Origin of the sequence: Bacillus thuringiensis, from assembly GCF_001182785.1 — a bacterium.
Lineage (GTDB): Bacteria > Bacillota > Bacilli > Bacillales > Bacillaceae_G > Bacillus_A > Bacillus_A thuringiensis_S.
In genome coordinates this window covers 2,952,524-2,976,951 of sequence record NZ_CP012099.1, presented here as the reverse complement: position 1 = coordinate 2,976,951, position 24,428 = coordinate 2,952,524, and the positions used below count along the sequence as shown (strand labels likewise).

Sequence of the window (24,428 nt, the reverse complement as noted above, 5' to 3'; positions counted from 1 at the left end):
ATATGACTGGATTCATAATAGCTTCGCATCTCAACACCACATCTGGTTGGAAACCTGATTCATTCGCGAATTTATAGCAACAGCGTACAAAAAATAGTGATATTTTATCCGCTATTTGCCGTGTAGTAAAATCCCCACTGATTATAGTTTCACTTTATGAATAAGCAATTCCTTTGCAAAATAGACCCTTTTCTTAAACTTTACTTTCAATCTAAAGCCGTCCCGTTATATATACAGGCTCCTACTATTTCTAAATGCATAAAATGTTAAAAGTATGGAGGGATACGATGTATAATCCGAATTATTATGATTGGTATAGACAAAATGATAAGTTGATTAGTGATATTGAAAAAGCTATAAATGGAGAGTATAGCGCTATAAGCTGCTATGCAAAATTAGCGAATATGGCTCCAAATCAAGTAGAACAAAAACAAATTCTTGAAATTCGTAATGATGAAATAAAGCATTTCCACAACTTTGTACAAATTTATACGAACTTAACTGGCAGGCAGCCGAAACCACAGATCACCGAAGACTGTCCGAATACCTACTTACAAGGATTAGAGTTCGCTATACAAGATGAACAAAAGACAGTAGATTTTTATTTGGAAATTTCAGATGAGACATCGGATGCACATTTGAAAGAGTTGTTACGGAGAATAGCTGCGGATGAACAAAATCATGCGGTATGGTTTTTATATTACTTCGTGAAGTCGAAGTGAGCATTAAGAATGAACGACTGATGTGGTGAAGATATTAAAAAATATTTTAAAACGCAGTGAAACAATTGAATGAAATATTTAAATGTAAGCAGAAGGAAACCGTTTCGCTAGTAGTGGAGCGGTTTTTTATGATGTACATATGTATCGACAAAATATAGTAATTAAATTCGATATATAATGTATGAAACGAAAATGAATAAGTTAGGAGCAGACATATGAAAAGAGGGGTTTTTGTAGATATTCCAAATGAATACAGCAATGTACTTTGGAAAGTGTTAAAGCCTATTGATATTGCTGTATTTGATTGGCGAGTGAGGAATGAAGAGTCCTATTTAATAGCACGTGGTGAATTGGATGAGGCATTATTTCCAGAAGAACCAAGTGTAGTGGAAGGGTTAGCGTTGAAAAAATTAGTTAAAGACAACGTATATTATCTTATTTTTGCAGATTTAAAAGCATATCCTAAAGGAGAAATAGCGATAGATATTGAAACATACGAAGAGTTTAAGGAAAGCAAGTGTGAGGTAGTTGTATTAGCGGTGGATGCTCAATACATACAAATTTATGCGAAAGATCAAAAAGCGATTGAATTGATGTATGAAAACGCACGGAATCAAGGTTTTTATGTTGAATACGTTACAGACGAAAACGATGGTAGAACGCGTTTGTCAGTATGGTAGCAATTTGAAAGGGGAACGGCAATATGGAGAGAAATATAAGTAAAGAATATGCAATTCGAATTGCTACTGAAAATGAAAGTGATAGTATTATCATTTTATTAAAAGAAGTAGCACAATGGCTACAATATAAAGAAGTGGATCAGTGGCAGTATCTTTTAGGAGAGGAAGCTACGGCTGAAATACTAGAATGTATAAGAGAGAAATATACATATGTTGTTCTGAAAGAAGCTGAAATAGTTGGTACGGTTACAGTTTCTCCTAAACAAAATGAATGGGATGAACATATTTTTGGTAAAGAGGAAGTTTCTAATTCATTATATATTCATAGATTTGCGGTGAAACGGAAGTATAAGGGGAACGGAATTGGAGAATGGATTTTACAGTGGATAGAAGAGAATGTACAACATGACAAAGAGTATTTGAAGTTAGATTGCGTGGGGCATAATCGTACGTTGAATGATTTTTATAAGAAAAATGAGTTTGAATATGTTGGGAGTACGGATGGGCTTAGTAAGTTTCAAAAGAAAAGGAGAATGTGAATGCATCCAATTAACGTAAGTTTAGTTGAAAAGTTAATACAGGAACAGTTTCCTGAATGGGCCCATTTAGAAGTGAAACCTGTAAAGTTTAGTGGGCATGATAATAGGACGTTTCACTTAGGGGATGAGATGAGTGTAAGATTGCCAAGTGATGTGGCATATGCACCGCAAGTAGAGAAAGAAAATAGTTGGCTCCCTATATTAAGTAAGGGGCTTTCTTTACCGATTTCTACACCGATTGCGAAAGGGAATTCGTCTGAAGCGTATCCATGGCCTTGGTCTATTAATAAGTGGATAGAAGGGGATACAGTTACGAAAGAAAATGTTCGTGACTTAAGTGAATTTGCGGCGGACTTAGGATCGTTTTTAGTAGAATTACAATCTATTGATGCGAGTAACGGCCCTTTAGCTGGAGCACATAATTTTTACAGGGGCGGACTTATATCGGTATATGATGAAGAGGCGAGAGCTGCTATTGAAAATAATAAGGATGTTTTTGACGAGGCATTATTAAAGCATCTTTGGAATTTAGCACTTAGTTCAACATGGGATCGTGAACCAGTTTGGGTGCATGGAGATGTAGCGCCGGGTAATTTACTCGTTAAAGATGGAAAACTTTGTGCTGTAATTGATTTTGGTATTTTAGGCGTAGGAGATCCTGCTTGTGATGCAGCGATGGCTTGGACGTTTTTTGATGAAAATAGTAGAAATGTATTTAAAGAAGTATTACGCATGGATGAAGAAACGTGGAATAGAGCGAGAGGATGGGCACTTTGGAAGGCGTTAATTACATATGATGCGAATAGGGGTAGTAATGAAAAAGTAGCAGAAGAATCTTATCGTATCATTCAAGTGCTTGTGGATGATTATGAGAGGTAATAGAAAAGCCTATTTTAAAATAGGCTTTTTCATATGATTAAATAGTAGAAATGGAAAGAAGGAATACAACATTATTATACAGAATATTTAGATAATAGGAGGTGTCGAATTTTGAGTGAAATTGAATTAAAGAGTAATGTAATTAAGACAGGGCGAGAGAAGGGGATTATTCTTCGGTTTATACTTGCTAGTCTTGTTGGAGTGTTTATGTTTTTCGTTCCTGTTACGATAAACGGTGCATCGTCTATTATGATTGATCATATCGTATCGTGGATCAGGGCTTCCGTTCCAGGCGTAGTACCTTATTATGCATTGTTTGTTATGGCGATTGGTGCGATTTATCCATTTTATACGAAGAAATGGAATGCATCTATCGTAGACATTTGTTTTTCTATTTTAAAAGTAGTTGGCGTTGTTTTTGGCATATTATATTGTTTAAAAGTAGGACCAGCTTGGTTCTTTGCGCCAGATGTTGGGCCGTTTTTGTATGAGAAGCTAGTCATATCAGTAAGTTTGCTCGTTCCAATTGGTTCGGCATTTTTAGCGTTATTAGTTGGATATGGATTGCTTGAATTTATCGGTACATTTTGTCGTCCGATTATGAGGCCATTATGGAATACGCCAGGGAGATCGGCGATTGATGCAGTTGCTTCCTTCGTTGGAAGTTATTCGCTTGCCCTTCTTATTACGAATCGTGTGTATAAAGAAGGAAAGTATACGACAAAAGAAGCAGCAATTATCGCTACAGGATTTTCTACAGTATCCGCTACATTTATGATCATCATCGCAAAAACATTAGATATTATGCATTTATGGAATGTTTATTTTTGGACTACGCTTGTTGTAACATTCATCGTGACTGCTATCACCGTAAGAATCCCGCCCCTTAGTAGAAAACCAGATACATATGTAACAGAAGAAGGATTTCCAGAGCCTGTTTATAAAGAAAAAATGCTAGAACGTGCTTGGGAGGATGCGTTAGAAGTATCAAAGTCTGCACCGAGCATAATGAACAATATTGCAGTGAATTTAAAAGACGGATTTATTATGACGATGGGAATTTTACCAACTATTATGTCAGTAGGATTAATTGGTATCGTCTTAGCGAAGTTCACGCCAATATTTGATTGGATCAGTTATATTTTCTATCCGTTTACATGGCTATTACAATTACCGGAAGCAGACTTAGCTGCTAAAGCTGCATCAGTTGGTATTGCAGAAATGTTTTTACCGTCATTATTAGTAGTAAGTGCACCACTTGTGACAAAGTTTGTCATTGCAGTTGTTTCCGTATCATCTATACTGTTTTTCTCCGCTTCCATTCCTTGTATATTATCGACAGATATTCCGTTAAAAGTATCGGAACTTATTATTCTCTATGTACAAAGAACGATATTAACGTTACTGATTATTACACCGATTGCTTATTTGTTGCTTTAAAGTTTTAAAAAGATAAATCTATAACAAAAGAAGCCTTCTGTAAAAGGAAGGCTTCTTTTGATTAAAAGCGGGGTATTTTTATTTATTTTTCGTATATGACGTAATGCTTCTCAAGAAGATTCCTAGTCCTGCAAAAAAGAATCCTAAGCATAATAAGCTGCCTGGCGTTCCCCAAGTAATTTGATCTAGCATTTTTATCCCCTCCCGTTTATTATTATATAGAATTTATTGGGATTTACCAGAATTTTCTTTTTTATAATTGCGATATTAATGTTTATCGATGATCTATCCCACCCTAGATATGCAGAGTATATTCGAAAAATGATTCTTTCAATTATATTCTTTTATTATTATAAAACGTTTTTATTTTATATGATATAGTAACAACAAAGGGGGCTTAAAAATGGAAATTATTCACGAAAGAGCAAAGTTGCGGTTAATGGATAATACTGATGTCGAAACTTTGTTTTCGATTGTAGAAGGAAATCGGGATATTTGGGCGTATTTAATCTCTAAAATGGATAGTGTGCAAGATATGCAACAATACGTTCAAAAAGCGATAAAGGGTTACGGAAGAGGTACTCAAATACCTTTCATAGTCGTAGATCAACAGTCGAATAAGATTGTAGGAAGTACACGTTTATATAATATTTCAGTAGAAGATAAGACAGTTGAGTTAGGGCAAACATGGTATCATCCGAGTGTGCAACGTACGAGTATAAATACAGAGTGTAAGTATATGCTTCTTCAGTATGCTTTTGAAAAATTGCATATGCTGAGAGTGCAAATTAAGACGGATGCAAGAAATGAAAAAGCACAACGAGCAATTGAAAGGTTAGGCGCAATAAAAGAGGGTGTGCTTAGAAATGAAAGAAAATTACCGAATGGTTATGTGAGAGATGCGGTGGTGTACAGTATTATCTCGAGTGAATGGCCAGGCGTAAAAGAACAATTGTTAGAAAAATTAGAGTTGTATAAAGAAAAGTTATAATTCGTGTTTTGAAAGGTATATTGTTCGTGAGGCATGAAAAATATACCTTTTTTCTTACAAAATGCTACTTTATTTTAATTCCTTTTGTTTCATCGTTCCCTTCTGAGAAAAAATTCGTTACAATGTAGTTGTATGGTAATAAACTTATGAATTTAAAAAATGTAATGAAAACCGCAAATGAAAATGAATTGATAATCCTCAATTTTAAATGAAAACCCTTTTATACATAAATAACAAGTAAAGTTCCTTCTTTTAAATAAACTCAAACAAAACGATTTGATATAAATGTTTTTTATAGAAGTATGGATGATGTACGGAGGCAATTACAAATGAAAGAAAATAAGAAGAGTAAGAAAAGACGAATCTTTCAAGTATTTTTACTAATGATTTGTTCTGCTATTTTATATGTAAGTTATGCAGCTTACGATATTTGGAGTTATCGTTTTAAAGCAAATGATGACGTGAAAACGGATGCTGGTATCGTACTAGGAGCAGCTTCATGGAACGGAAAACCATCTCCTGTATTTAAAGAAAGAATTAATCATGCGATTTCTTTATATAGGAACGGAAATATTAAAAAGATTATTTTTACAGGTGGTACAAAGTTCGAGGCAGAACTTGAGGAAGCACGTACTGCAAGAGTATATGCAATGAAACAAGGTGTAAAAGAGGAAGATATTTTAATTGAAACTAAATCCCTTTTCACTGAAGAAAATTTAAAAAATGCGAAGCAAGTTGGAATAGAGAACGGCATACAAACATACACGATTGTAAGTGATCCACTTCATATGAAACGCGCAATGAGAATCGCAAAACATATTAATATTGAAGCGTATGCTTCACCAACGCCGACATCAGCATATAAAACGTTAGATACAGAAATACCATTCTTCTTTAAAGAATTATTCTCGTATATTGGATATGTAACCTCGTTGCCGTTAAAGGCATTAAAGGGAGACTAATAAGAAAAGAACCTATCGTTAAATAGGAACTTTTCTTATTAGTCAAAAACATTGTATTTTTATCGGAATAGTGAAACAATAGAGAGGTAGCTTCATATAATCATAATGACAAAATGAACGGTTTATGAATCGAGCATAAAGTGAAACTTTAATCAGTGGGTGGGTTTCTCACTGATTATTAGTTGAACCAATCGGGCGTTTACGGGCAGTTGATCTCCCACCTAACTTCCTTTGCTTCACCTGAATTTTTAGGTGGGAGTTTTACTGCCCGTTAATGCGGGATAAAGGAGATTATAGTATGGCACTCTCATTTGTTGAAACAGAAGAACAGTCTTTAATTATTGAGAAAATAAATAAATTGATTCCGAAGTTCATGGAAAGGGAGCATCAGCTAAGTGAATTAGGATCATTTCCGTATGAAAATATAAATGATTTGAAAGATATCGGATATACGAAATTAACGTTACCGAAGGAATTTGGTGGTAGTGCGATTTCTTTATATGACTTCGTTTTATTTCAAGAGAAAATCGCGGAAGGCTGCGGAGCTACTGCATTATCGATTGGCTGGCATCTTGGCATTGTGAAAGAGCTAGCGGAAAATCGCTCTTGGAATGATGAGATGTTCAAATGGTTTTGCGAAGAAGTATGTAATGGTGTGCTCTTTAACAGGGCAGCAACAGAACCGAAAACAGGGAGTCCGACGCGTGGCGGCAAACCAGAAACAATAGCGGTTCAACAAGGCGAGAAGTGGGTTATAAATGGAAGGAAAACTTTTACAACGATGGCGCCAGTACTTAATTATTTTATTATTTCAGCGAGTATTGAAGGCCAAGAAGAAGTTGGTGAGTTTGTCATTCCAAGAAATACACTCGGTGTATCTATTGAAGAAACGTGGGATAGTGTTGCAATGAGAGGGACTGCTAGCCACGACCTTGTCTTACAAAATGTAGAGATAGAAAGCCGCTTTTTTACGGATGTGAAGGGCGGAAAAGTAAAACAAAAGGGTATTGGCTGGTTGCTACATATACCAGCATGTTATTTAGGAATTGCACAATCAGCAAGAAATTATGCAGTTCAATTTGCGGGATCATACAAACCAAATAGTTTAAATCATTCTATTAGTTTATTGCCGAATGTTAGAAGATTAGTTGGAGAATTAGAACTTGAGCTTATGCAAGCTCGTGTCTTTTTATATCAAATTGCGAAAAAGTACGATGAGGCAGAAGATAAACTATCACTGCAAGAAGAATTAGCAGCCGTGAAATATGCTGTAACAAATGCGGCGATATCCATAGTGGATAAATCGATGCGCATCGTAGGAGCAAAAAGTTTATCAGAAAAAAATCCGCTTCACCGTTATTATTTAAACGTTAGAGCAGGACTACACAATCCGCCGATGGATGATGCAACACTATCTATGTTGGCGGATGCGGCGTTTCGGTCGTAGGTTTTTTAGCTTGAATTTTATTGTCTATGTACAATATAGTTGTTTTGAAAGCACGGGTTTGATTAGTAATCAAACCCGTGCTTTTTATGTGTATGAAGTACTTGGTTGGGATGTAGGTTTTTAATATAAATGATTATCATGTTTTTTTGATTGTGTCTTGTTGAAAAATTCTTATTGTAATGCCAGTTTGGAGGCTGTATAAACATTTTTCGTATTTAATCCCAAATTAATGGTCTTTCTAAGTTTACCATTCGTAAATATTGTAAAAATTGACCTGTATGGACCGCATCATGATAGGCAATTCGTAATAGCATATCACCTAAATATCGTTGATAGCCAACATCGCTTCTATCAATAAGCCTTGAATCTAGCTCGGCTATGCTTATTGATTGAACATATTCTATGAAGTCAGTAAAGTATGATTGTGCCAATTCAATTTCTTTTTTTACACAAGTAATTGGCTCGTCATTATACGGGATACGTATGTCGTTTATTGAACCGTTGTTTTTTATAATCATATGATAGTAAAAAGTTGAGCTCCATACGTGACGAATCATTTCACCAAAGGACATAGCCTCAGGATCAGGCTTCCAATTAAGAAAATTATCGGGAAGAGAATTCCATAATTTTTCTGAGCGCCTTCTCGTTTCTTTTAAATTTAATATACTAAGATCAATTGCATTCATAATACATTCTCCTTTACTATTAAACTTAAAATAATTGTATCAATTTAATAGTTAGGGTATCATCGAAATATGAATGTATATCCGAATATCTCATATATAGCTAAACTAATTGCTGAACCTACAAGAGCAATCATCTTAGATTGTCTAATGAATAATCAGGCACTACCTGCTAGTGAATTGGCTTATATGGCAAAAGTGTCACATCCAACAATTAGTTCGCATCTTTCTAAATTAGTAGAAGGGAATTTACTTACAGTTGAACAACATGGTAGACATCGTTACTATCGACTTGCTAATCAAGAAGTTGCAGAAGTGCTTGAAAAGTTAGGGACAATTGCACCAACAGTTCAAGTTCGCTCTTTAAAACAATCAAGCCAACTAAAACAAATTCGTTATGCTCGAACTTGTTATGATCATCTTGCAGGCAAACTCGGTGTAGAGATAACTGAAAAATTACTAGATAGGCAATTTATAATTTTAGAGGATGGAGAATACATTGTAACGGAACAAGGTAAGAAATGGTTTCTGAATTTTGGAATAAATGTTGATGAGGCAGATACAAAAAGGAGGGTATTTGCAAAACCTTGCCTTGATTGGAGTGAACGGCGCTACCATATTTCGGGTTGGTTAGGGTCTGCAATTGCAAAACTACTTTTTGAACAGGGATGGATTACGAAAACGGATAAGAACCGAGCTGTCCATCTTACAAAGAAAGGTGTAAAGTTATTGGAAGATCAATTAGGCATAGATATGAAAACTGAGGAAAGAAAAGCTTGAAATTAGAAAAGTCCGTTAAAATGACGGGTTTTTTCATTATGGTAGGAGTGTACATGAATAATAGGATGTCACAAATAATTGTTGGCAATAAAAAAATCTTTCTTTTCATTCTTCTTTTTTAAGTTTTAAAGGAGAAAGCTAGGCTTCTTATTTTTACTAATGTTATAATAAGAAAAAAGCACGAAAAGAGGTCATCTCATGCTAGAGGTTATTGCAACATGTTTAGAAGATGTAAAACGAATTGAAAGTGCTGGCGGGAAGCGGATTGAATTAATTTCATCTTATACAGAAGGTGGTTTAACACCGAGTTATGCTTTTATAAAAAAAGCGGTAGAAGCGGTAAGTATACCAATTCATGTTATGATTCGTCCGCATGCGAAGTCTTTTACATATACGGAAGAAGAAATTGAAATGATGAAAGAAGATATTGTAGTTGCTCAGAAATTAGGAGTAGCTGGTGTTGTATTAGGTGTATTAAATGAACGAAATGAAGTGGATGAAGGGAAATTAGCGAACTTACTATCTGTTGTAGATGGAATAAATGTAACGTACCACCGTGCGATAGATGATATAGAAAATCCAGTAGAAGCAATGAACACTTTAAAGAAGTTTCATAAAGTGACTCACGTTTTAACTTCAGGTGGACAAGGAAATATAGTAGAGAATATTCCGGTGCTTACAGAAATGCAAAAGGTAAGCGATGGTCAAATTCAGCTTGTAGCTGGAGCTGGGGTGACGAAAGAAAATATAAAGCGATTGCTAGATGAAACTGGAATTTCGCAAGCTCATGTCGGTACAGCGGTAAGAGAAGGAAAATCATGTTTTTCTGAAATAGATCCTAATTTAGTACAAGAATTAGTTGAAATAATAAAATAAGTGCTTAAGAAAGAGGAGAAACGATGAAGGAAAATACGAAGAAAGAATTATTCTCTTGGGCTAAAACGATAGGGTTTACCCTTGTATTAATTGCTATTATTCGCGGTGTTTTATTTACACCTTCTTTAGTACAAGGTGAATCAATGATGCCCACTTTAAAAAATAACGAACGAGTTCTCGTGAATAAGATTGGTTATAGTATAAGTGGATTAGATCGCTTTGATATTATCGTCTTCCACGGAAAAGAAGGATACGATTTAGTAAAACGAGTAATTGGTTTGCCAGGCGATACAGTTGAGTATAAAAATGATGTTTTATATGTAAACGGAAAAGCGATGGAAGAACCATATTTAAAAAAGTTTAAAGAAAAAGCAGTAGGCCGTGTATTAACTCCAGACTTTACGTTAGAACAAATCACAGGGAAAACGAAAGTGCCAGAAGGCCAAGTATTTGTTTTAGGGGATAATCGTGAAGTTTCTAAGGATGGTCGCATGTTTGGCTTTATTTCAGAAGATGAAATTGTCGGAAAAGGACAAGCTGTTTTCTGGCCGTTGGAACAAGTAAGAGCGTTATAAAGAAAAAGTATGGGAGAAATATTCTTCCGGTGGATTTAAATTACATTTTTTTGTAAAACTGAATGTTCAATTAAGAAAGACAGAGGTCATTTTGATTATTACTTTTCAAAATGGCCTCTGTTTATTTGAAGATAGTATTGCAAGGAGGGAATTTAAATGATAAAGAAAGAATCAGAAATTATCTTAAACAGGAAAGGAGCCAGGAAAGTAAACGAAATTCCTAAAGAGGTCTTACAATTACTACAGCAAGGGAAAGTAGAAAGTGTTAATCTAACAGAATGGCTAGCTATAAATCATATTGAACTACTTAAAAATGTCTTACCTTCAATAGGACTCAAGAATAGTTTGGAATGTATAGTAGCTGAATTAGAAAAACAGAACGTTGAAACAGGAATGAAAGTCATACGAATAACAGGGACTTTATTGGATGAAATTATACTCAAAGAGAATGATGGAAACAAGGAAGACGTACTGTTAAAATTATCTAATCATATTTCAGATAGTGTACGATGTTGGGCAGCGTTTATGAATAAAAAATCAAATGACACATTAAAAGATACATTAACATACATTCGACCTTTTGCGGCGGATCATCATTTTGGTGTTCGAGAAATTGCTTGGATGTCTATTAGAGAAGAACTTTCACAAAATATAGAAGAAAGTGTGGAATTGTTAGTAGAATGGGCAAAAAGTGAAGATGAGAATATTCGCAGGTTCTCTGTAGAATCTATTCGTCCTCGAGGTGTATGGAGTAAACATATTGAAATATTAAAACAAGAACCTGAAAAAGCACTTCCTATTCTTAATTTACTTAAATCAGATCCATCAAAATATGTACAAGATTCGGTTGGAAACTGGTTAAATGATGCAAGTAAAACTAAACCGGATTGGGTAATGAACCTGTGTAAAGAATGGGAAAAGGATGCTGACATAAAATCAACTAGTAGAATTATTAAAAAAGCTAAAAGAACGATTTTGAAAAATAAGTAATATACAACTAATAGACTCGGTAGTTGTACGAAGGAACATTCAATCATGTTAAAAAAGAATAATTTGAATAACTATGAGAAGAGCATGTATTGATCAATACATGCTCTTTATATTTACTTTTTTATTGCAGTTTTTATTCTAATAGTTTTGTAGCAATGTGAACTTTAGAAATTGAACCGTCGTGATTTCTAGGGTTAATTTTATATTCACTGTCAGGAAGCGAATCACTCCAATATAAATTACATTCACTAATAGTTCATTCTTCACGTGTTAAAGTTTTTTCAATCATCCAAGAGCCTTTCATTTTATATAAATCACATATTATTTTTGTTTTTTAATAGCGGACAAAATATATCGGATTATGTACGTGAAAAAAATATTGATAGAATTGAAAGAATATTTTATAATTTTAAATTATATGTTTGTTTCGAAAAACGGAATTTAAGTTCCGTAATTCGGAACGAAAGGGAGATAGAATGAGTATAAATAAAACGGCAGTTAAGACAATGGATATTTTAGAGTTGTTTTATGAGCATGAAGAGCTAAGTTTAACTGAGATGGTTCAGCTTACAAATATGCCGAAAACATCTGTTTATCGTTTAATTGGCTCGTTAGAAGAGATGGAGTTTTTACAAAAAAACGAAAAGGGGAAATATCGTTTAGGGGTCGTATTTTTACGGTTCGGTCAACTTGTTTCACAACGATTATCAGTAAGGAATATAGCAATTCCTTATATGAAAGAACTTAGAGATAGTTTAGGACAGGCAGTTAATTTAATAATTCAAGATGGTAATGACGCAATTTATGTTGAAAAGATGGAAGGTGTTCAGCCAGTACGCGTGTATACGGCGGTTGGAAGAAGAGCACCGCTTTATGCTGGTGCATGTCCGAGAATTTTACTATCGTATTTTTCTGAGGAAGAGAAACGGAGATACATAGAGGAAGTGGATTTAAAACAGTTTGCAGATGGAACAATTGTGGATAAGGAACAATTGCTAGAAGTGTTGCAAATGGCAAAAAAGGAAGGCTACACAATTAGTTATTCTGAGTTAGAAAATCATACAGCCGCAATAGCAGCGCCCATTTTCGCAAGTGATGGAACGGTTGTAGCAGGTATGAGTATTTCGGGATTAGCAATTGAGTACAGCGAAAGTAACATTTCATATTTTATCGCGAAGGTGAAAGAAACAGCGCATCGCATTTCGAAAGAACTCGGCTTTTTGGCATAGAAAGAGGGAGTAGGATGAAATTTTCTGCGTTAGGGGATCAAGCAATTATTGTTACATTTGGTGAAGAAATTAAGATGGATATATATGAGAAAGTACAGCGGTTATTTCAAGCACTGCAGCAACATCCGTTTGCAGGAATGATTGAGTGCGTTCCGTCGTTTACTTCATTAGCTGTTTACTACAATGTATACGAAGTATGGAAGAGAAATGAGAGAAGTGAAAGGCCATATGATTACGTTCGCCAGTATATAAAGGAGCTGTGTGATTCTTATAAAGAAGAAGTGAAACAGGATGTGAAACATATTTCTATACCAGTGTGCTACGGGGGAGAATATGGACCTGATTTAGAAGAGGTTGCGCATTATAAAGGTTTACAAGTAGAAGATGTGATTCGAATACATAGTGAAACTACATATTTTGTATATATGCTAGGTTTTACACCAGGGTTCCCGTATTTAGGAGGACTTTCAAAAGAATTAGAAACACCTAGAAAAGAAACACCACGGTTACAAATCTCTCCTGGTTCAGTAGGTATTGGCGGAAATCAAACAGGTATATATCCGCTTGAAACACCAGGAGGATGGAATATTATCGGCCGAACTCCTATTTCATTATTTAATCCAGAAGAAGAAATACCAACATATATTCAAAGTGGTATGTATTTACGATTTATCCCAATAACGAAGGAAGAGTACGTATCATTTGAGGGGGCTAAAGAATGGATGTAGAAGTTTTGCATGCAGGAATGTTTACAACAGTCCAAGATTTAGGACGATCTCATTATCAACAATACGGTGTGCCAGTTGGCGGGGCGATGGATCAAAGTGCACTTCGGATGATCAATATGTTAGTTGGTAATGAAGAGAATGAAGCGGGACTCGAAATGACGATTATGGGACCTAAGTTGTTAATAAAGAAAACGACTTTACTTGCGATTGGCGGAGCAGATATGGAACCGTTATTGAATGGAGAACGTATCCCGTTATGGCGGCCCATTTTAGCAGAAGAAGGTAGTATGCTTTGTTTTGGAAAAGTGAAAAGTGGTTGCAGAGCGTATGTAACTTTTGCGGGTGGCATCCATATTGAGCGTACAATGGGAAGTAAAAGTACGTACATACGTGCTGCGATTGGCGGTATAGAAGGAAGAATGTTGAAAAAGGGTAACTACTTCCAAATTGGTGCACAACCAGAAATGGCGAGTCGTTTCATTCAAGACTTACAAAAAGATGCGAGAATAAAAACGAAATGGGCAATTAGCAACAGCGTACTACCAAAGTATAAGAAACATCCAAAGCTTCGTGTCATAACTGACTTTGAATATGATCAATTTACAGAAGAAAGTAGAAAGGCATTTTTTACGAAAGAGTATAAGGTATCTAATTATGCTGACCGTATGGGCTATAGGGTTGAGGGAGAAGTTTTAAATAGGATTGAAGAAAAAGAGATTTTATCGAGTCCTGTTACATTTGGAACCATTCAAGTTCCTAATGGTGGACAGCCGATTATATTAATGGCAGATAGGCAAACGACAGGTGGCTATCCGAGAATGGGAAATATCATTTCAGTAGATTTACCTCTTCTTGCCCAGCTAAAGCCGGGGGACTATGTTTCTTTTGAGAAAATTATGCTTGAAGAAGCGGAACAATTGTACATAGAACAAGAAGTAAATATAAATCTCTTAAAGAAATTCATCGCTTTACGAAGCTGAAATTAGGAGGAATACATTGTGACTACAATTGATTTAAACTGTGATTTAGGAGAAAGTTTTGGCGCTTATAAAATGGGGAATGATGATGAAATTCTTCCGTTCGTTTCCTCTATAAACGTTGCTTGCGGTTTTCATGCGGGTGATCCGTCTGTAATGAGGAAGACGGTTGAAAAGGCAATGCAGCATAACGTAGCGATAGGGGCACATCCTGGTTTTCCAGATTTAATTGGATTTGGTAGAAGAAACATGAATGTTTCAGCAAGTGAAGTATATGATTATGTTTTATATCAAATTGGGGCAGTAGACGGGTTTGTAAAAGTGGCTGGTGGGGAGATGCATCATGTGAAACCGCATGGCGCTCTATATAATATGGCGGCAACTAATCCGGAAATTGCAGATGCAATCGTAAAGGCAATTTATCATATTAACCCAAATCTATTACTTTACGGATTAGCAAATAGCGAGGCGTTTATACAGGCTGCAGAAAAATACAATGTAACTCTCGTACAAGAGGCTTTTGCGGATCGTACATATAAGCAAGATGGTACGTTAACGAGCCGTACAGAAGAAAATGCGCTTATAAAAGATGAAGACGAAGCGATAAAGCAAGTGCTTCAAATGGTGAAAGAAGGCCATGTAAATGCGGTCAATGGAGAGAAAGTAGCAGTTCAGGTGCAAACAATTTGTTTACACGGTGATGGGGAAAAAGCAGTGCAATTTGCGGGAAGAATATACAGAACATTCGAACTTAATGGGATTTCTATTTGTGCACCGAAATAAAAAATGAGAGGAAGTGCTAGAAATGATTAAATTAATCGGGATACTACTTGTTGCAGTGGGCTTTTTATTTAGATTAAATACACTTTTAGTAGTTATGGTTGCAGGTATTGTTACTGGTATGGTTTCAGGATTAAGTTTTTATGATGTGATCAGCATGTTCGGCAAATTTTTCATAGAAAATAGATATATGTCTATGCCAATTATATTAACTTTACCGGTAATCGGAATTTTAGAGCGTTACGGTTTAAAAGAAAGAGCAGAAGCACTTATAACGAAATCAAAAGGAGCAACAACTGGAAGAGTATTAATGTCATATTTTACGATAAGAGAATCATCAGCAGCACTAGGGCTTAATATTGGTGGGCATGCACAAACGGTAAGACCGCTCGTTGCACCGATGGCAGAAGGGGCCGCGCAAGGTAAATACGGTAAACTTCCTGAAAAATTAAGAGAAAAGATTAAAGCAAACGCAGCGGCTGCTGAAAATACAGCTTGGTTTTTCGGAGAAGATATTTTCATCGCAACTGGAGCTATTTTATTAATGAAAGGATTCTTCGATTCAGTAGGTATGCATGTCGGAGTATGGGATATGGCACTTTGGGGCATTCCAACTGCAATATCTGCACTTATTGTAAGCTGGATTAGATTTAGAAGGTTTGATAAATATATAGAGAAAACAATGAAGGCAGAAGGAAAAGAAGAGAAGGAGGCAATTTAATATGAACATCATCACAATGGATACAATCTATTATCTATTAGGGATAATCGTTGCTTTTATCGCTGTTCGTATCGCATTCGATCGTGAACATCCAAACAGATTCGGTTCTAGTTTATTTTGGGCATTGTTTGCAGTTACATTTTTATTCGGAAATGTAATCCCTTCGTTTTACGTTGGCTGTATAGTGCTCGCTATGGTCGTTTTAGCTTCACTAAATAAAGTAACAAAATCAGAGGAGAAAGAAGTTCCAGTACAAGAACGTGTAAAACATGCTGAGAAATTAAAAAATAAAATTTTTATGCCTGCACTTTTAATTCCTATTTTTACAATTATCGGTACGTTGACGTTAGGGAAAATTAAATGGGGTAATGTCTCTCTTGTTGATCCAGATAAAGTAACATTAGTTGCATTAGCGCTTGGTGCATTACTCGCATTCGTTGCGGCGATGCGTATTACAAAATCAAAAATAACAACGCCTGTACAAGAAGGAAGCAGACTATTACAAGCTGTCGGCTGGGCTGTAATTTTACCACAAATGTTAGCAGCACTTGGCGGTATATTCGCGAAGTCTGGCGTTGGACAAGTTGTTTCAGATTTAGTCGGACAAGTGTTACCGACAGAGTATCCGTTCGTTGCTGTTATGGCGTACTGTTTAGGCATGATGCTATTTACAGTCGTAATGGGAAATGCATTCGCAGCGTTTGCTGTTATTACTGGCGGAATTGGCTTACCTTTAATAGTTCAAATGCACGGCGGAAACCCAGCAATTATGGCAGCACTCGGTATGTTTGCTGGATATTGCGGAACGCTGCTTACACCAATGGCAGCAAACTTTAATATCGTACCTGCGATGCTTTTAGAGCTAAAGGATAAAAATGCGGTTATTAAAGCACAAGTACCAATTGCTCTTTCAATTTTTATCATAAATATGTTTATTATGTACGGCCTTGTATATCGTTTCTAATTAGGAGGATAAAACTATGAAAACAGTATTATTAACAGGGTTTGATCCGTTTGGCGGAGAAAATATCAATCCAGCTTGGGAAGTAGCAAAAGGTTTGCATGAAAAAACAATTGGAGAATACAAGATAATAAGCAAACAAGTCCCAACAGTATTTCATAAATCAATAAGCGTATTAAAAGAGTATATAGAAGAACTAGCGCCGGAAATTATTATATGCATTGGACAAGCCGGGGGCAGACCAGATATTACGATAGAACGTGTCGCAATTAATATTGATGATGCAAGAATTGCTGATAATGAAGGGAATCAGCCGGTAGATGTACCGGTTGTAGAAGAAGGACCGGCTGCCTATTGGTCCACACTCCCGATGAAAGCAATTGTAAAAAAACTTCGCGAAGAAGGCATACCGTCATCTATTTCACAAACGGCAGGTACATTCGTTTGTAATCACTTATTCTATGGACTTATGCATGAACTAGAGAAACATGATAAGAAAATAAAAGGCGGATTCATTCACATTCCGTTCTTACCAGAACAAGCGAGTAATTATCCAGGACAACCGAGTATGTCACTTTCTACTATTCGTAAGGGGATAGAATTGGCAGTTGAGGTAACGACGATAGTTGAGGTAGATATTGTAGAGGTTGGGGGCACGACGCATTAAATAAAACGAATCGTACAACACCTCCTGTAAACAACTGGTATAATAAGAATAGGAAAATACATAGAGGTGATTTTTGTGCAACAATTTGAAGAAGTACGTTCAATTTTAGAAAAAGCGAAGAAAATTACAGTATTAACAGGCGCAGGTGCAAGTACGGAAAGTGGTATCCCAGATTTTCGTTCAGCAAATGGATTGTATGCTGATGCGAATGTGGAGATGTACTTATCAAGAGGGTACTATAACCGAAGTCCGAAAGAATTTTGGAAGCATTATAAAGAAATTTTTCAAATTAATACGATCCATCAATATAAACCAAATCGTGGCCATCGCTTTTTAGCTGCGCTAGAAGAACAAGGGAAAGATATTACGATTTTAACGCAAAATATTGACGGTTTACATCAATTAGGTGGCAGTAAGCATGTCATTGATTTACATGGAACACTTCAAACAGCACATTGTCCAAAATGTAAATCTGGATATGATTTACAGTATATGATTGATCATGAAGTACCGCGTTGTGAGAAGTGTAATTTCATTTTAAATCCAGACGTTGTTTTATACGGAGATACATTGCCGCAATATCAAAATGCTATCAAACGTTTATATGAAACAGATGTGCTTATCGTTATGGGAACGTCACTAAAAGTACAGCCTGTCGCTTCATTCCCGCAAATTGCAAAGAGGGAAGTGGGAGCAACAACTATTTTAGTAAATGAAGAGTTAACAGGACAGGAATATAACTTTGATTTTGTTTTTCAAAATAAGATTGGTGAGTTTGTTGAAGGGTTATCGTCGGTTAAATAAGTTATTATTTTTATGAAAAACTGAGGTGTATAGAGAACACCTCAGTTTTTTGTTTGAATAAAATTCATGTTATGACGTATGAAGGGGAATGGTAATAAATAGGTTATAAAATTAAAAAACTGAAAATTAAATCTTTTATTTCTTTAGTAATTAATATAAAATTCTATATATATCATAGAAATAAATTTGATACATAATGATTTTGCGTAGAAATGTTAATAGAATGAAGCGAGGGAGCGAAATGAGACAGAAAAAGGAGCAGAAAAAACAATCGAAAAAGAAAAAGACTCATATTCCATTTCGGTTAAATGTACTATTTTTTATTGTCTTTCTTTTATTTTCAGCTATTATAATTCAATTAGGTAAAGTACAAATCATTGATGGAGAAACGTATAGAAATGAAGTAAACAAAAAGGAAGATGTAACGGTAAGCACTCCCGTTCCTAGAGGGAAAATGTTTGATCGGCAAGGTCACGTTATTGTAAATAATAAACCATTGCGAACCGTTACATATACGAAAATGAGAGGAGTAGACTCGAAAGAAGTTTTACAAGTAGCAAGAGATTTAGCCAAGCTAATTGAAATGTCGCAAGAGGACATGGATAAGTTAACGGAGACAGATAAGAAAGATTTTTGGATGCAGTTAAATGAAAAGCGGGCAGCAGCGAAAGTAACGAAAGAAGATGAGAGTAAATTTAGAAAGCAAGAAATAGAAGGAAAAGAATTAGATAAAAAAGTAGAAGAACTGCGCCGGGAAAGAATTACGCAAGAAGAATTAAATGAGCTTTCAAAGGAAGATATAGAAGTATTAGTAATTAAAAGCAAAATGAATGCAGGATATAAAATGACACCGCAAATCGTTAAAAAAGATGTAAGTCAAAATGAATATGCTGTCGTTAGTGAAAGGTTGGCAAGTTTACCAGGGGTAGATACGACAGTAGATTGGGAACGTGAATACCCAAATGATAAAATACTGCGCTCTATACTAGGTAGCGTTTCTAATGAAAATGAAGGGTTGCCAAGAGAGCAATTAGATTATTATTTAGTTCGTGATTATAATCGAAACGACCGTATTGGTAAAAGTTACATCGAAAAACAATACGAAGATGCACTACATGGAACGAAAGAACAGTCTAAAAATATTATGGATAAAGCAGGGAAGATTGTTCGAACAGAAAAAGTGACCGAAGGAAAAAGTGGAAATAATTTAATGTTAACAGTCGATATGGATTTGCAGAAAAGAGTAGAGGGAAGTCTTGAAAAGAATTTACGAGCCTTTCATGCTGCAGAGCCGATGATGGATCGTGCGTTCGTAGTAATGATGAATCCGAAAAACGGTCAAATTTTATCAATGGCAGGAAAGAAAATTGTAAATAAAGATGGCGGTATGCAAATAGAAGATTATGCATTAGGAACGATGACAAGTTCTTATGAGTTAGGATCAACTGTAAAAGGGGCTACTTTATTAGCTGGATATCAAACAGAAGCGATTAAGCCGTATACACATTTCTTTGATGCACCAATGTATTTTAAAGGAAGTTCTAAGCCGAAGAAATCGTGGAAAGAATTTGGGGATATTGATGATTTAAGAGCTTTACAAGTGTCATCGAACGTTTATATGTTTAATACAGCTTTAAAAATGGCAGGCATTAATTATGTCCCAAATAATCCATTAGACATTAAACAAGAAACATTTAATAAAATGCGCTACTATTTTAGACAATTTGGCCTAGGTGTGTCGACTGGTATTGACCTGCCAAATGAATCAATCGGTCAAATAGGTAGAACTGATAACATACCCGGATTTTTACTTGATTACGCGATTGGACAGTATGATACATATACGCCGCTTCAGCTTGCACAATATATTTCCACAATTGCAAATGGCGGTTACCGAATGAAACCACAAATTGTACAAGAAGTTAGAGAGCAACCGAATAGACCAGAGGATGTAGGAAAAGTCGTTCGGTCGATTGAACCAGTTGTATTAAATAGATTGGATATGGACACTTCGTACATTAATCATGTAAAAGAAGGATTTAGAAGAGTTTTTCAAGAAGCTGACGGAACAGGTACCGGAACGTTTAAAGGTCTACCATATAAACCAGCGGGAAAAACAGGAACAGCTGAGACAGTATATGGTGGAGAAAGTGATATTGGAAGAGATGAGAACAACAACCGAAAAAAATGTTATAATTTAACTCTTGCCGGTTATGCACCATATGATGCTGATCCGGAAGTAGCTTTTTCAGTTGTTGTACCATGGGTGAATGATGATAAATCAGGAATTAATTCTGCGATTGGTAAAGAGATTTTGGATGCGTATTTTGAATTAAAAACAAATAGATCAAATACAAATTCAATTCCAGTAGAACAACCGAACAAGGCACAGTAAAAATAGTATCACTGCATGGAAACATATTGTGCAGTGATATATTTTTTGAGTTAAAAAGCGCTTTATAAGGTGGGAATGGATATGAAAAAGGAGATTAAGAGAGGCTGGGGAAAGTACATACTATTTATATTTGTGATGGTAATAGGCTACCATTCTTTTACTTTATGTAAAGTGGAAGGCGAATCGATGCAGCCGACTTTATATGAAGAAGACTACGTATTTGTAAATAAAGCAGTAGTACGTCTTTCTAATTTACAGCACGGAGAAATTGTCATTATAAAGGAAGAGGATGAATCGAAATATTATGTGAAACGTGTAATAGGACTTCCTGGTGATGTAATTAACATAACGAATGGAAAGGTATATGTGAACGATAAAAAGCAAGAAGAACCATATACGAACAAAGATTTATTTAACAACACACAAGTGTTTTATAACTTTCAAAAGACAAAAATTCCGCCAAATAAGTTATTTGTAATGGGAGATAACCGCGAAGTGAGTAGAGATAGTCGCAATGGCTTAGGATATATTGAAGAAGATAACATAATTGGCAAGGTGGAATTTGTATATTATCCTTTTTCAAAAATGAAAATGATAGAATAAGTGGGGATGTGCAAAACCCCACTTATTAAAGTTTCACTTTATTTTCTTTAAAAAACCTTTTGGATTAAATGATATGAAAAATTTATGTTTAGACTCGTCGATTATGAAGTTATTGTTTTTAGTTAAAAACTCTTCCACAGCTTCCATCGGGCCAGGACCCCAATAGGGAAGAAGCGGATTTCCGTTAATGGAGGTATCTTCTACAATCATATAACTGCCAGTAGTGACGATAGATTTATATAGTAAGAGTTCTTTGGATACATGCTCTTTACTATGATCAGAATCTAAAATAACTAAAATCACATCATCAGGTTTGCGCATACTTACTATTGTTTGGATGGCCTGCACAGAAACAGAAGATGCTGTTAAATACGTAATCCGATTATGTGATGGCCGATTTGGCTGCGGAGTTATATCGATAGTAAGTACGTGACCTTTTCCAATTAAATCTAACATAGAAGCTAAATACAGTGCACTACCACCGTGAAAAGTCCCGCATTCAATAATTAAATCGGGCTTTAATTCATAAATAATTTCTTGATACAAAAAGAGATCAGAGGGAAGTTTACAGATTGGAACCCCGAACCAGTGTGTATCGTTTAACCACACGAGGCTGTTGTAATATTGGTTTAAAAATTCATTGCTTATATTATCGATTTTAAATTCTCCTTTCTAAAAAGGATTCTCTCGTTTGACGTAAAGTGTTTACGCATGAAAGTTGTACTATATATTATGTAGTAAGGAATTATAAGGCGAGTGTTTTTAATTGAAAATAAGCCAAATAACTCATGTGGAAAATGAAAGGAAATGATCGTATGTACAAATACACAATTTGCTTTATTAGAAAAAGCGATAAAATACTGCTATTAAATAGAAATAAAAAGCCGAATATGGGGATGTGGAATGGTGTCGGAGGGAAAATAGAAGAGAATGAAACGCCATACGATGGAATAATTAGAGAAACGTTTGAGGAAACGGGCATAGAACTTTCAAGTGTAACGTATAAAGGGACTGTTGTTTTTAAAGGTAAAGATGAGCCCCAGGCTAGTGAAGGAATGTATGTGTTCGTTGCTGATTTGCCAGATGGAATGCAAATGAATACACCATTACGTACGGCTGAAGGATTGTTAGAATGGAAAGAAATTGATTGGATATTAGATGGTGATAATAGAGGAGTAGTTAGCAATTTACCAAAATACTTACCGATAGTATTAACAGAAGAAAATAAGTTAAAACATATATTCACTTACGATAACCGGAATATTATTAATTACACAACTGCATGTTTGACAGAAGATGATGCGAACAAACGATATGAAAAACAACTCGTTTCTCAATAGAAGAGGATAGTGAAAAATCACGTTTTTGCTTTCATTATATATGCGAGGTGATTATATGCTTCAGAAATACAATTCATTGGTCATAATTGTAATATGTATGATATAACTTTTCTTATGGTGAAAGAGTAGAGAATATACGTAAACGGAACAAAAAGGAGGTGGCTTTGCCACCTCCTTTTTGTTCCGTTAGTCACGAATCGCCTTAATCATAAATCGATGTTGCTTCACATCAAAATATCCTTTTTGTAAGATGCTCTCATGTATGCGATATAAATCCTCATAATACCTTTCAACAGTAAAATCAGGAATTTGCCACGGAATCGCTTTTAAATAATAGACGATAGCGCCAATATCATAAAAGCGTTGAAAGGGGAACTCTTCTTTTTCTTCTAAAATAGTAAATCCATTTTCCTTTAACTCCCTGCATGCGGTTTCGAGAGACCAACTTGCAAATTCGCTATTTAGTGGTGAGCCAAACTGCGCATTAAGTTCCGCGCAATCAAGACCACCAACTTGTTGTGTAAGAAAAACGCCACTTGGAGAAAGGACTCTGTTTACCTCAGAAGCAGCATACGATTCATGTTGATTTATAATTAAATCAAATTGACGATTTTGAAATGGTAAAACAGTATCATCGTTCACCGCTACAACAGTAACTCCAAAAGGCTCTAACTTCTTTCGAGCAATTGGCACGTTTGGAGCGTAGCCCTCAGTAGCCAATATAGTTGACGGGAACGGTTGTAACATAGATAAAAACTCTCCGCCGCCAGTACCCATATCGAGCATTGATTCTGCACGTTGCATAAGCTGAAAAGCAGTACTGCCGTACGACCATGGTAATGGCTCGCTCTTCATTCGACCTGTTTCTGAAATGAAAGAAAAATCCCAGCCAATAAAATTTGTATTTGCGCTTTCTAATAAAGTTAAAAATAATGGATCACGTTTCATAATTTTGTCCTCCTATTTTTTAATAGATGATATGATGAGAAAAAAAGCGGAGGACCTCTTATTAAAGAGAAACGGTTTTACGTTTCGTGTTCGAATAGATTCATATAACGTTACTCCTTGTGAGAATTGTTATTTATATATTCGGGATTTTCGAGTGGAATTCCTTTAAAATATAAAGGAAAGGTAGATGTTTAATGGAGAATTGGATTGAGTTTACAGACAAAGAGGACGAGCGAATTTTGGAAAGGGTATATAGTGAGCTTGAGTTTTCGCCAGGTGTTTCTACATTTCCATCATTTATGGTGCCAAGTCCTTTTGTTACATATGATATTTCTCATTACTTTGGAGAGTCGATAAATGATCTGGAAAGTAAAGCGTTACAAGCCTTTCAAGAAATTACAGCATCGAATGAATATATCATGGCACTAGATTGGTAACATGAGTGTTATTGGGTGAATCCCCATTTAGAGTTTGAAAGAAATGAATTTGATGAGTGGATGATACCTGTATTTCCAAATGGAGATTACTACTTCTTCATTCAAAAAGACTTTAAGTGGGGCTATTTAGGCCAGCCTTGGGAAGAGAGTATAACGATATTTGGAAAAGAACTTATAGAAAGCTTTGAACGAAATAAGCTGAAAATGTTTCAAAATATTTTAAGGCAAGGGTAATGTTTGAAAGAGGAAAACCGCTTATACTTCATTTTTGAAG

The 24,428-nt window shown here is 35.4% G+C and carries 26 protein-coding genes and 1 pseudogene; 24 read left to right on the top strand and 3 right to left on the bottom strand.

Annotation, left to right across the window (positions count from 1 at the left end):
* Positions 1-287: 287 nt before the first annotated feature.
* From AC241_RS15435 to AC241_RS15400, 8 genes are all read left to right on the top strand, one after another.
* Entirely contained in the window at positions 288-722 is a 435-nt protein-coding gene (locus AC241_RS15435) for a ferritin-like domain-containing protein (protein ID WP_016081069.1), read from the top strand.
* A gap of 215 nt (positions 723-937) precedes the next feature.
* A complete protein-coding gene (locus AC241_RS15430; protein WP_029442712.1) occupies positions 938-1,402 on the top strand; it encodes a DUF2691 family protein in 465 nt (154 codons plus the stop codon).
* 23 nt (positions 1,403-1,425) lie between these two features.
* On the top strand, positions 1,426-1,941 hold the full coding sequence (locus AC241_RS15425) for a GNAT family N-acetyltransferase (RefSeq protein ID WP_043937021.1): 516 nt from the start codon (positions 1,426-1,428) through the stop codon (positions 1,939-1,941).
* The gene (locus tag AC241_RS15420; RefSeq protein WP_029442710.1) at positions 1,942-2,820 is read left to right on the top strand and encodes an aminoglycoside phosphotransferase family protein; all 879 of its coding nucleotides are present in this window, start codon (positions 1,942-1,944) and stop codon (positions 2,818-2,820) included.
* A gap of 111 nt (positions 2,821-2,931) precedes the next feature.
* Positions 2,932-4,260, top strand: coding sequence for a YjiH family protein (locus tag AC241_RS15415; protein WP_016081073.1), 1,329 nt, complete (start codon positions 2,932-2,934; stop codon positions 4,258-4,260).
* 403 nt (positions 4,261-4,663) lie between these two features.
* Positions 4,664-5,251 carry a GNAT family N-acetyltransferase gene (locus AC241_RS15410; RefSeq protein WP_050844150.1) on the top strand — a complete coding sequence of 196 codons (588 nt, stop codon included), beginning with the start codon at positions 4,664-4,666 and terminating at the stop codon, positions 5,249-5,251.
* Between the two features lie 329 nt (positions 5,252-5,580).
* Entirely contained in the window at positions 5,581-6,213 is a 633-nt protein-coding gene (locus tag AC241_RS15405) for a YdcF family protein (RefSeq protein WP_000662218.1), read from the top strand.
* 298 nt (positions 6,214-6,511) lie between these two features.
* Positions 6,512-7,660, top strand: a complete 1,149-nt coding sequence (locus AC241_RS15400) for an acyl-CoA dehydrogenase family protein (RefSeq protein ID WP_050844148.1) — start codon at positions 6,512-6,514, stop codon at positions 7,658-7,660.
* 215 nt (positions 7,661-7,875) lie between these two features.
* On the opposite strand, the gene AC241_RS15395 is transcribed toward AC241_RS15400, so the two are convergent.
* Positions 7,876-8,346 carry a DinB family protein gene (locus AC241_RS15395; RefSeq protein WP_016081075.1) on the bottom strand — a complete coding sequence of 157 codons (471 nt, stop codon included), beginning with the start codon at positions 8,344-8,346 and terminating at the stop codon, positions 7,876-7,878.
* A gap of 69 nt (positions 8,347-8,415) precedes the next feature.
* Here AC241_RS15395 and AC241_RS15390 point away from each other — a divergent pair, with 69 nt between their 5' ends.
* The 14 genes from AC241_RS15390 to lepB (AC241_RS15325) all read left to right on the top strand — a co-directional run bounded on the left by AC241_RS15390 (position 8,416) and on the right by lepB (AC241_RS15325) (position 21,429).
* Positions 8,416-9,123, top strand: coding sequence for an ArsR/SmtB family transcription factor (locus AC241_RS15390; protein WP_001103807.1), 708 nt, complete (start codon positions 8,416-8,418; stop codon positions 9,121-9,123).
* 198 nt (positions 9,124-9,321) lie between these two features.
* Positions 9,322-9,999 carry a copper homeostasis protein CutC gene (locus tag AC241_RS15385; protein WP_000895115.1) on the top strand — a complete coding sequence of 226 codons (678 nt, stop codon included), beginning with the start codon at positions 9,322-9,324 and terminating at the stop codon, positions 9,997-9,999.
* Positions 10,000-10,022: 23 nt separating this feature from the next.
* A complete protein-coding gene (gene lepB / locus AC241_RS15380) occupies positions 10,023-10,574 on the top strand; it encodes a signal peptidase I (RefSeq protein ID WP_000662498.1) in 552 nt (183 codons plus the stop codon).
* 156 nt (positions 10,575-10,730) lie between these two features.
* Complete coding sequence (locus AC241_RS15375; RefSeq protein ID WP_029442705.1) at positions 10,731-11,564, top strand: DNA alkylation repair protein; 834 nt, start codon at positions 10,731-10,733, stop codon at positions 11,562-11,564.
* Between the two features lie 476 nt (positions 11,565-12,040).
* Positions 12,041-12,793 (top strand): IclR family transcriptional regulator, encoded by a 753-nt coding sequence (locus tag AC241_RS15370; RefSeq protein WP_000026366.1) that lies wholly within the window; start codon positions 12,041-12,043, stop codon positions 12,791-12,793.
* Between the two features lie 14 nt (positions 12,794-12,807).
* Entirely contained in the window at positions 12,808-13,521 is a 714-nt protein-coding gene (gene pxpB / locus AC241_RS15365) for a 5-oxoprolinase subunit PxpB (RefSeq protein ID WP_029442704.1), read from the top strand.
* Positions 13,512-14,501 carry a 5-oxoprolinase subunit C family protein gene (locus tag AC241_RS15360; RefSeq protein ID WP_029442703.1) on the top strand — a complete coding sequence of 330 codons (990 nt, stop codon included), beginning with the start codon at positions 13,512-13,514 and terminating at the stop codon, positions 14,499-14,501. The genes pxpB and AC241_RS15360 overlap by 10 nt, the downstream gene beginning before the upstream one ends.
* A gap of 18 nt (positions 14,502-14,519) precedes the next feature.
* A complete protein-coding gene (pxpA, locus tag AC241_RS15355) occupies positions 14,520-15,281 on the top strand; it encodes a 5-oxoprolinase subunit PxpA (RefSeq protein WP_050844146.1) in 762 nt (253 codons plus the stop codon).
* Positions 15,282-15,303: 22 nt separating this feature from the next.
* Positions 15,304-15,999 carry a DUF969 domain-containing protein gene (locus AC241_RS15350; protein WP_000593392.1) on the top strand — a complete coding sequence of 232 codons (696 nt, stop codon included), beginning with the start codon at positions 15,304-15,306 and terminating at the stop codon, positions 15,997-15,999.
* A gap of 1 nt (position 16,000) precedes the next feature.
* Entirely contained in the window at positions 16,001-16,963 is a 963-nt protein-coding gene (locus tag AC241_RS15345) for a DUF979 domain-containing protein (protein WP_050844144.1), read from the top strand.
* A 16-nt stretch (positions 16,964-16,979) separates the two neighbouring features.
* Positions 16,980-17,627, top strand: coding sequence for a pyroglutamyl-peptidase I (gene pcp, locus AC241_RS15340; protein ID WP_016081080.1), 648 nt, complete (start codon positions 16,980-16,982; stop codon positions 17,625-17,627).
* A gap of 75 nt (positions 17,628-17,702) precedes the next feature.
* On the top strand, positions 17,703-18,431 hold the full coding sequence (locus AC241_RS15335) for an NAD-dependent protein deacylase (protein ID WP_043937015.1): 729 nt from the start codon (positions 17,703-17,705) through the stop codon (positions 18,429-18,431).
* 241 nt (positions 18,432-18,672) lie between these two features.
* On the top strand, positions 18,673-20,826 hold the full coding sequence (locus tag AC241_RS15330) for a peptidoglycan D,D-transpeptidase FtsI family protein (RefSeq protein WP_016081082.1): 2,154 nt from the start codon (positions 18,673-18,675) through the stop codon (positions 20,824-20,826).
* A gap of 81 nt (positions 20,827-20,907) precedes the next feature.
* The gene (gene lepB, locus AC241_RS15325; protein WP_016081083.1) at positions 20,908-21,429 is read left to right on the top strand and encodes a signal peptidase I; all 522 of its coding nucleotides are present in this window, start codon (positions 20,908-20,910) and stop codon (positions 21,427-21,429) included.
* 33 nt (positions 21,430-21,462) lie between these two features.
* Here lepB (AC241_RS15325) and AC241_RS15320 read toward each other — a convergent pair whose 3' ends face one another.
* Complete coding sequence (locus AC241_RS15320; protein ID WP_268998439.1) at positions 21,463-22,086, bottom strand: cephalosporin hydroxylase family protein; 624 nt, start codon at positions 22,084-22,086, stop codon at positions 21,463-21,465.
* A gap of 158 nt (positions 22,087-22,244) precedes the next feature.
* Here AC241_RS15320 and AC241_RS15315 point away from each other — a divergent pair, with 158 nt between their 5' ends.
* Positions 22,245-22,769, top strand: a complete 525-nt coding sequence (locus AC241_RS15315) for an NUDIX hydrolase (protein ID WP_016081084.1) — start codon at positions 22,245-22,247, stop codon at positions 22,767-22,769.
* A 186-nt stretch (positions 22,770-22,955) separates the two neighbouring features.
* Here the strand turns inward: AC241_RS15315 and AC241_RS15310 are convergent, their stop codons facing one another.
* Entirely contained in the window at positions 22,956-23,717 is a 762-nt protein-coding gene (locus AC241_RS15310; protein WP_043937011.1) for a class I SAM-dependent methyltransferase, read from the bottom strand.
* Between the two features lie 194 nt (positions 23,718-23,911).
* On the opposite strand from AC241_RS15310, the pseudogene AC241_RS15305 reads away from it, so the two are divergent.
* A pseudogene (locus AC241_RS15305) lies at positions 23,912-24,388 on the top strand (DUF2716 domain-containing protein).
* The last annotated feature ends 40 nt before the right edge of the window (positions 24,389-24,428 follow it).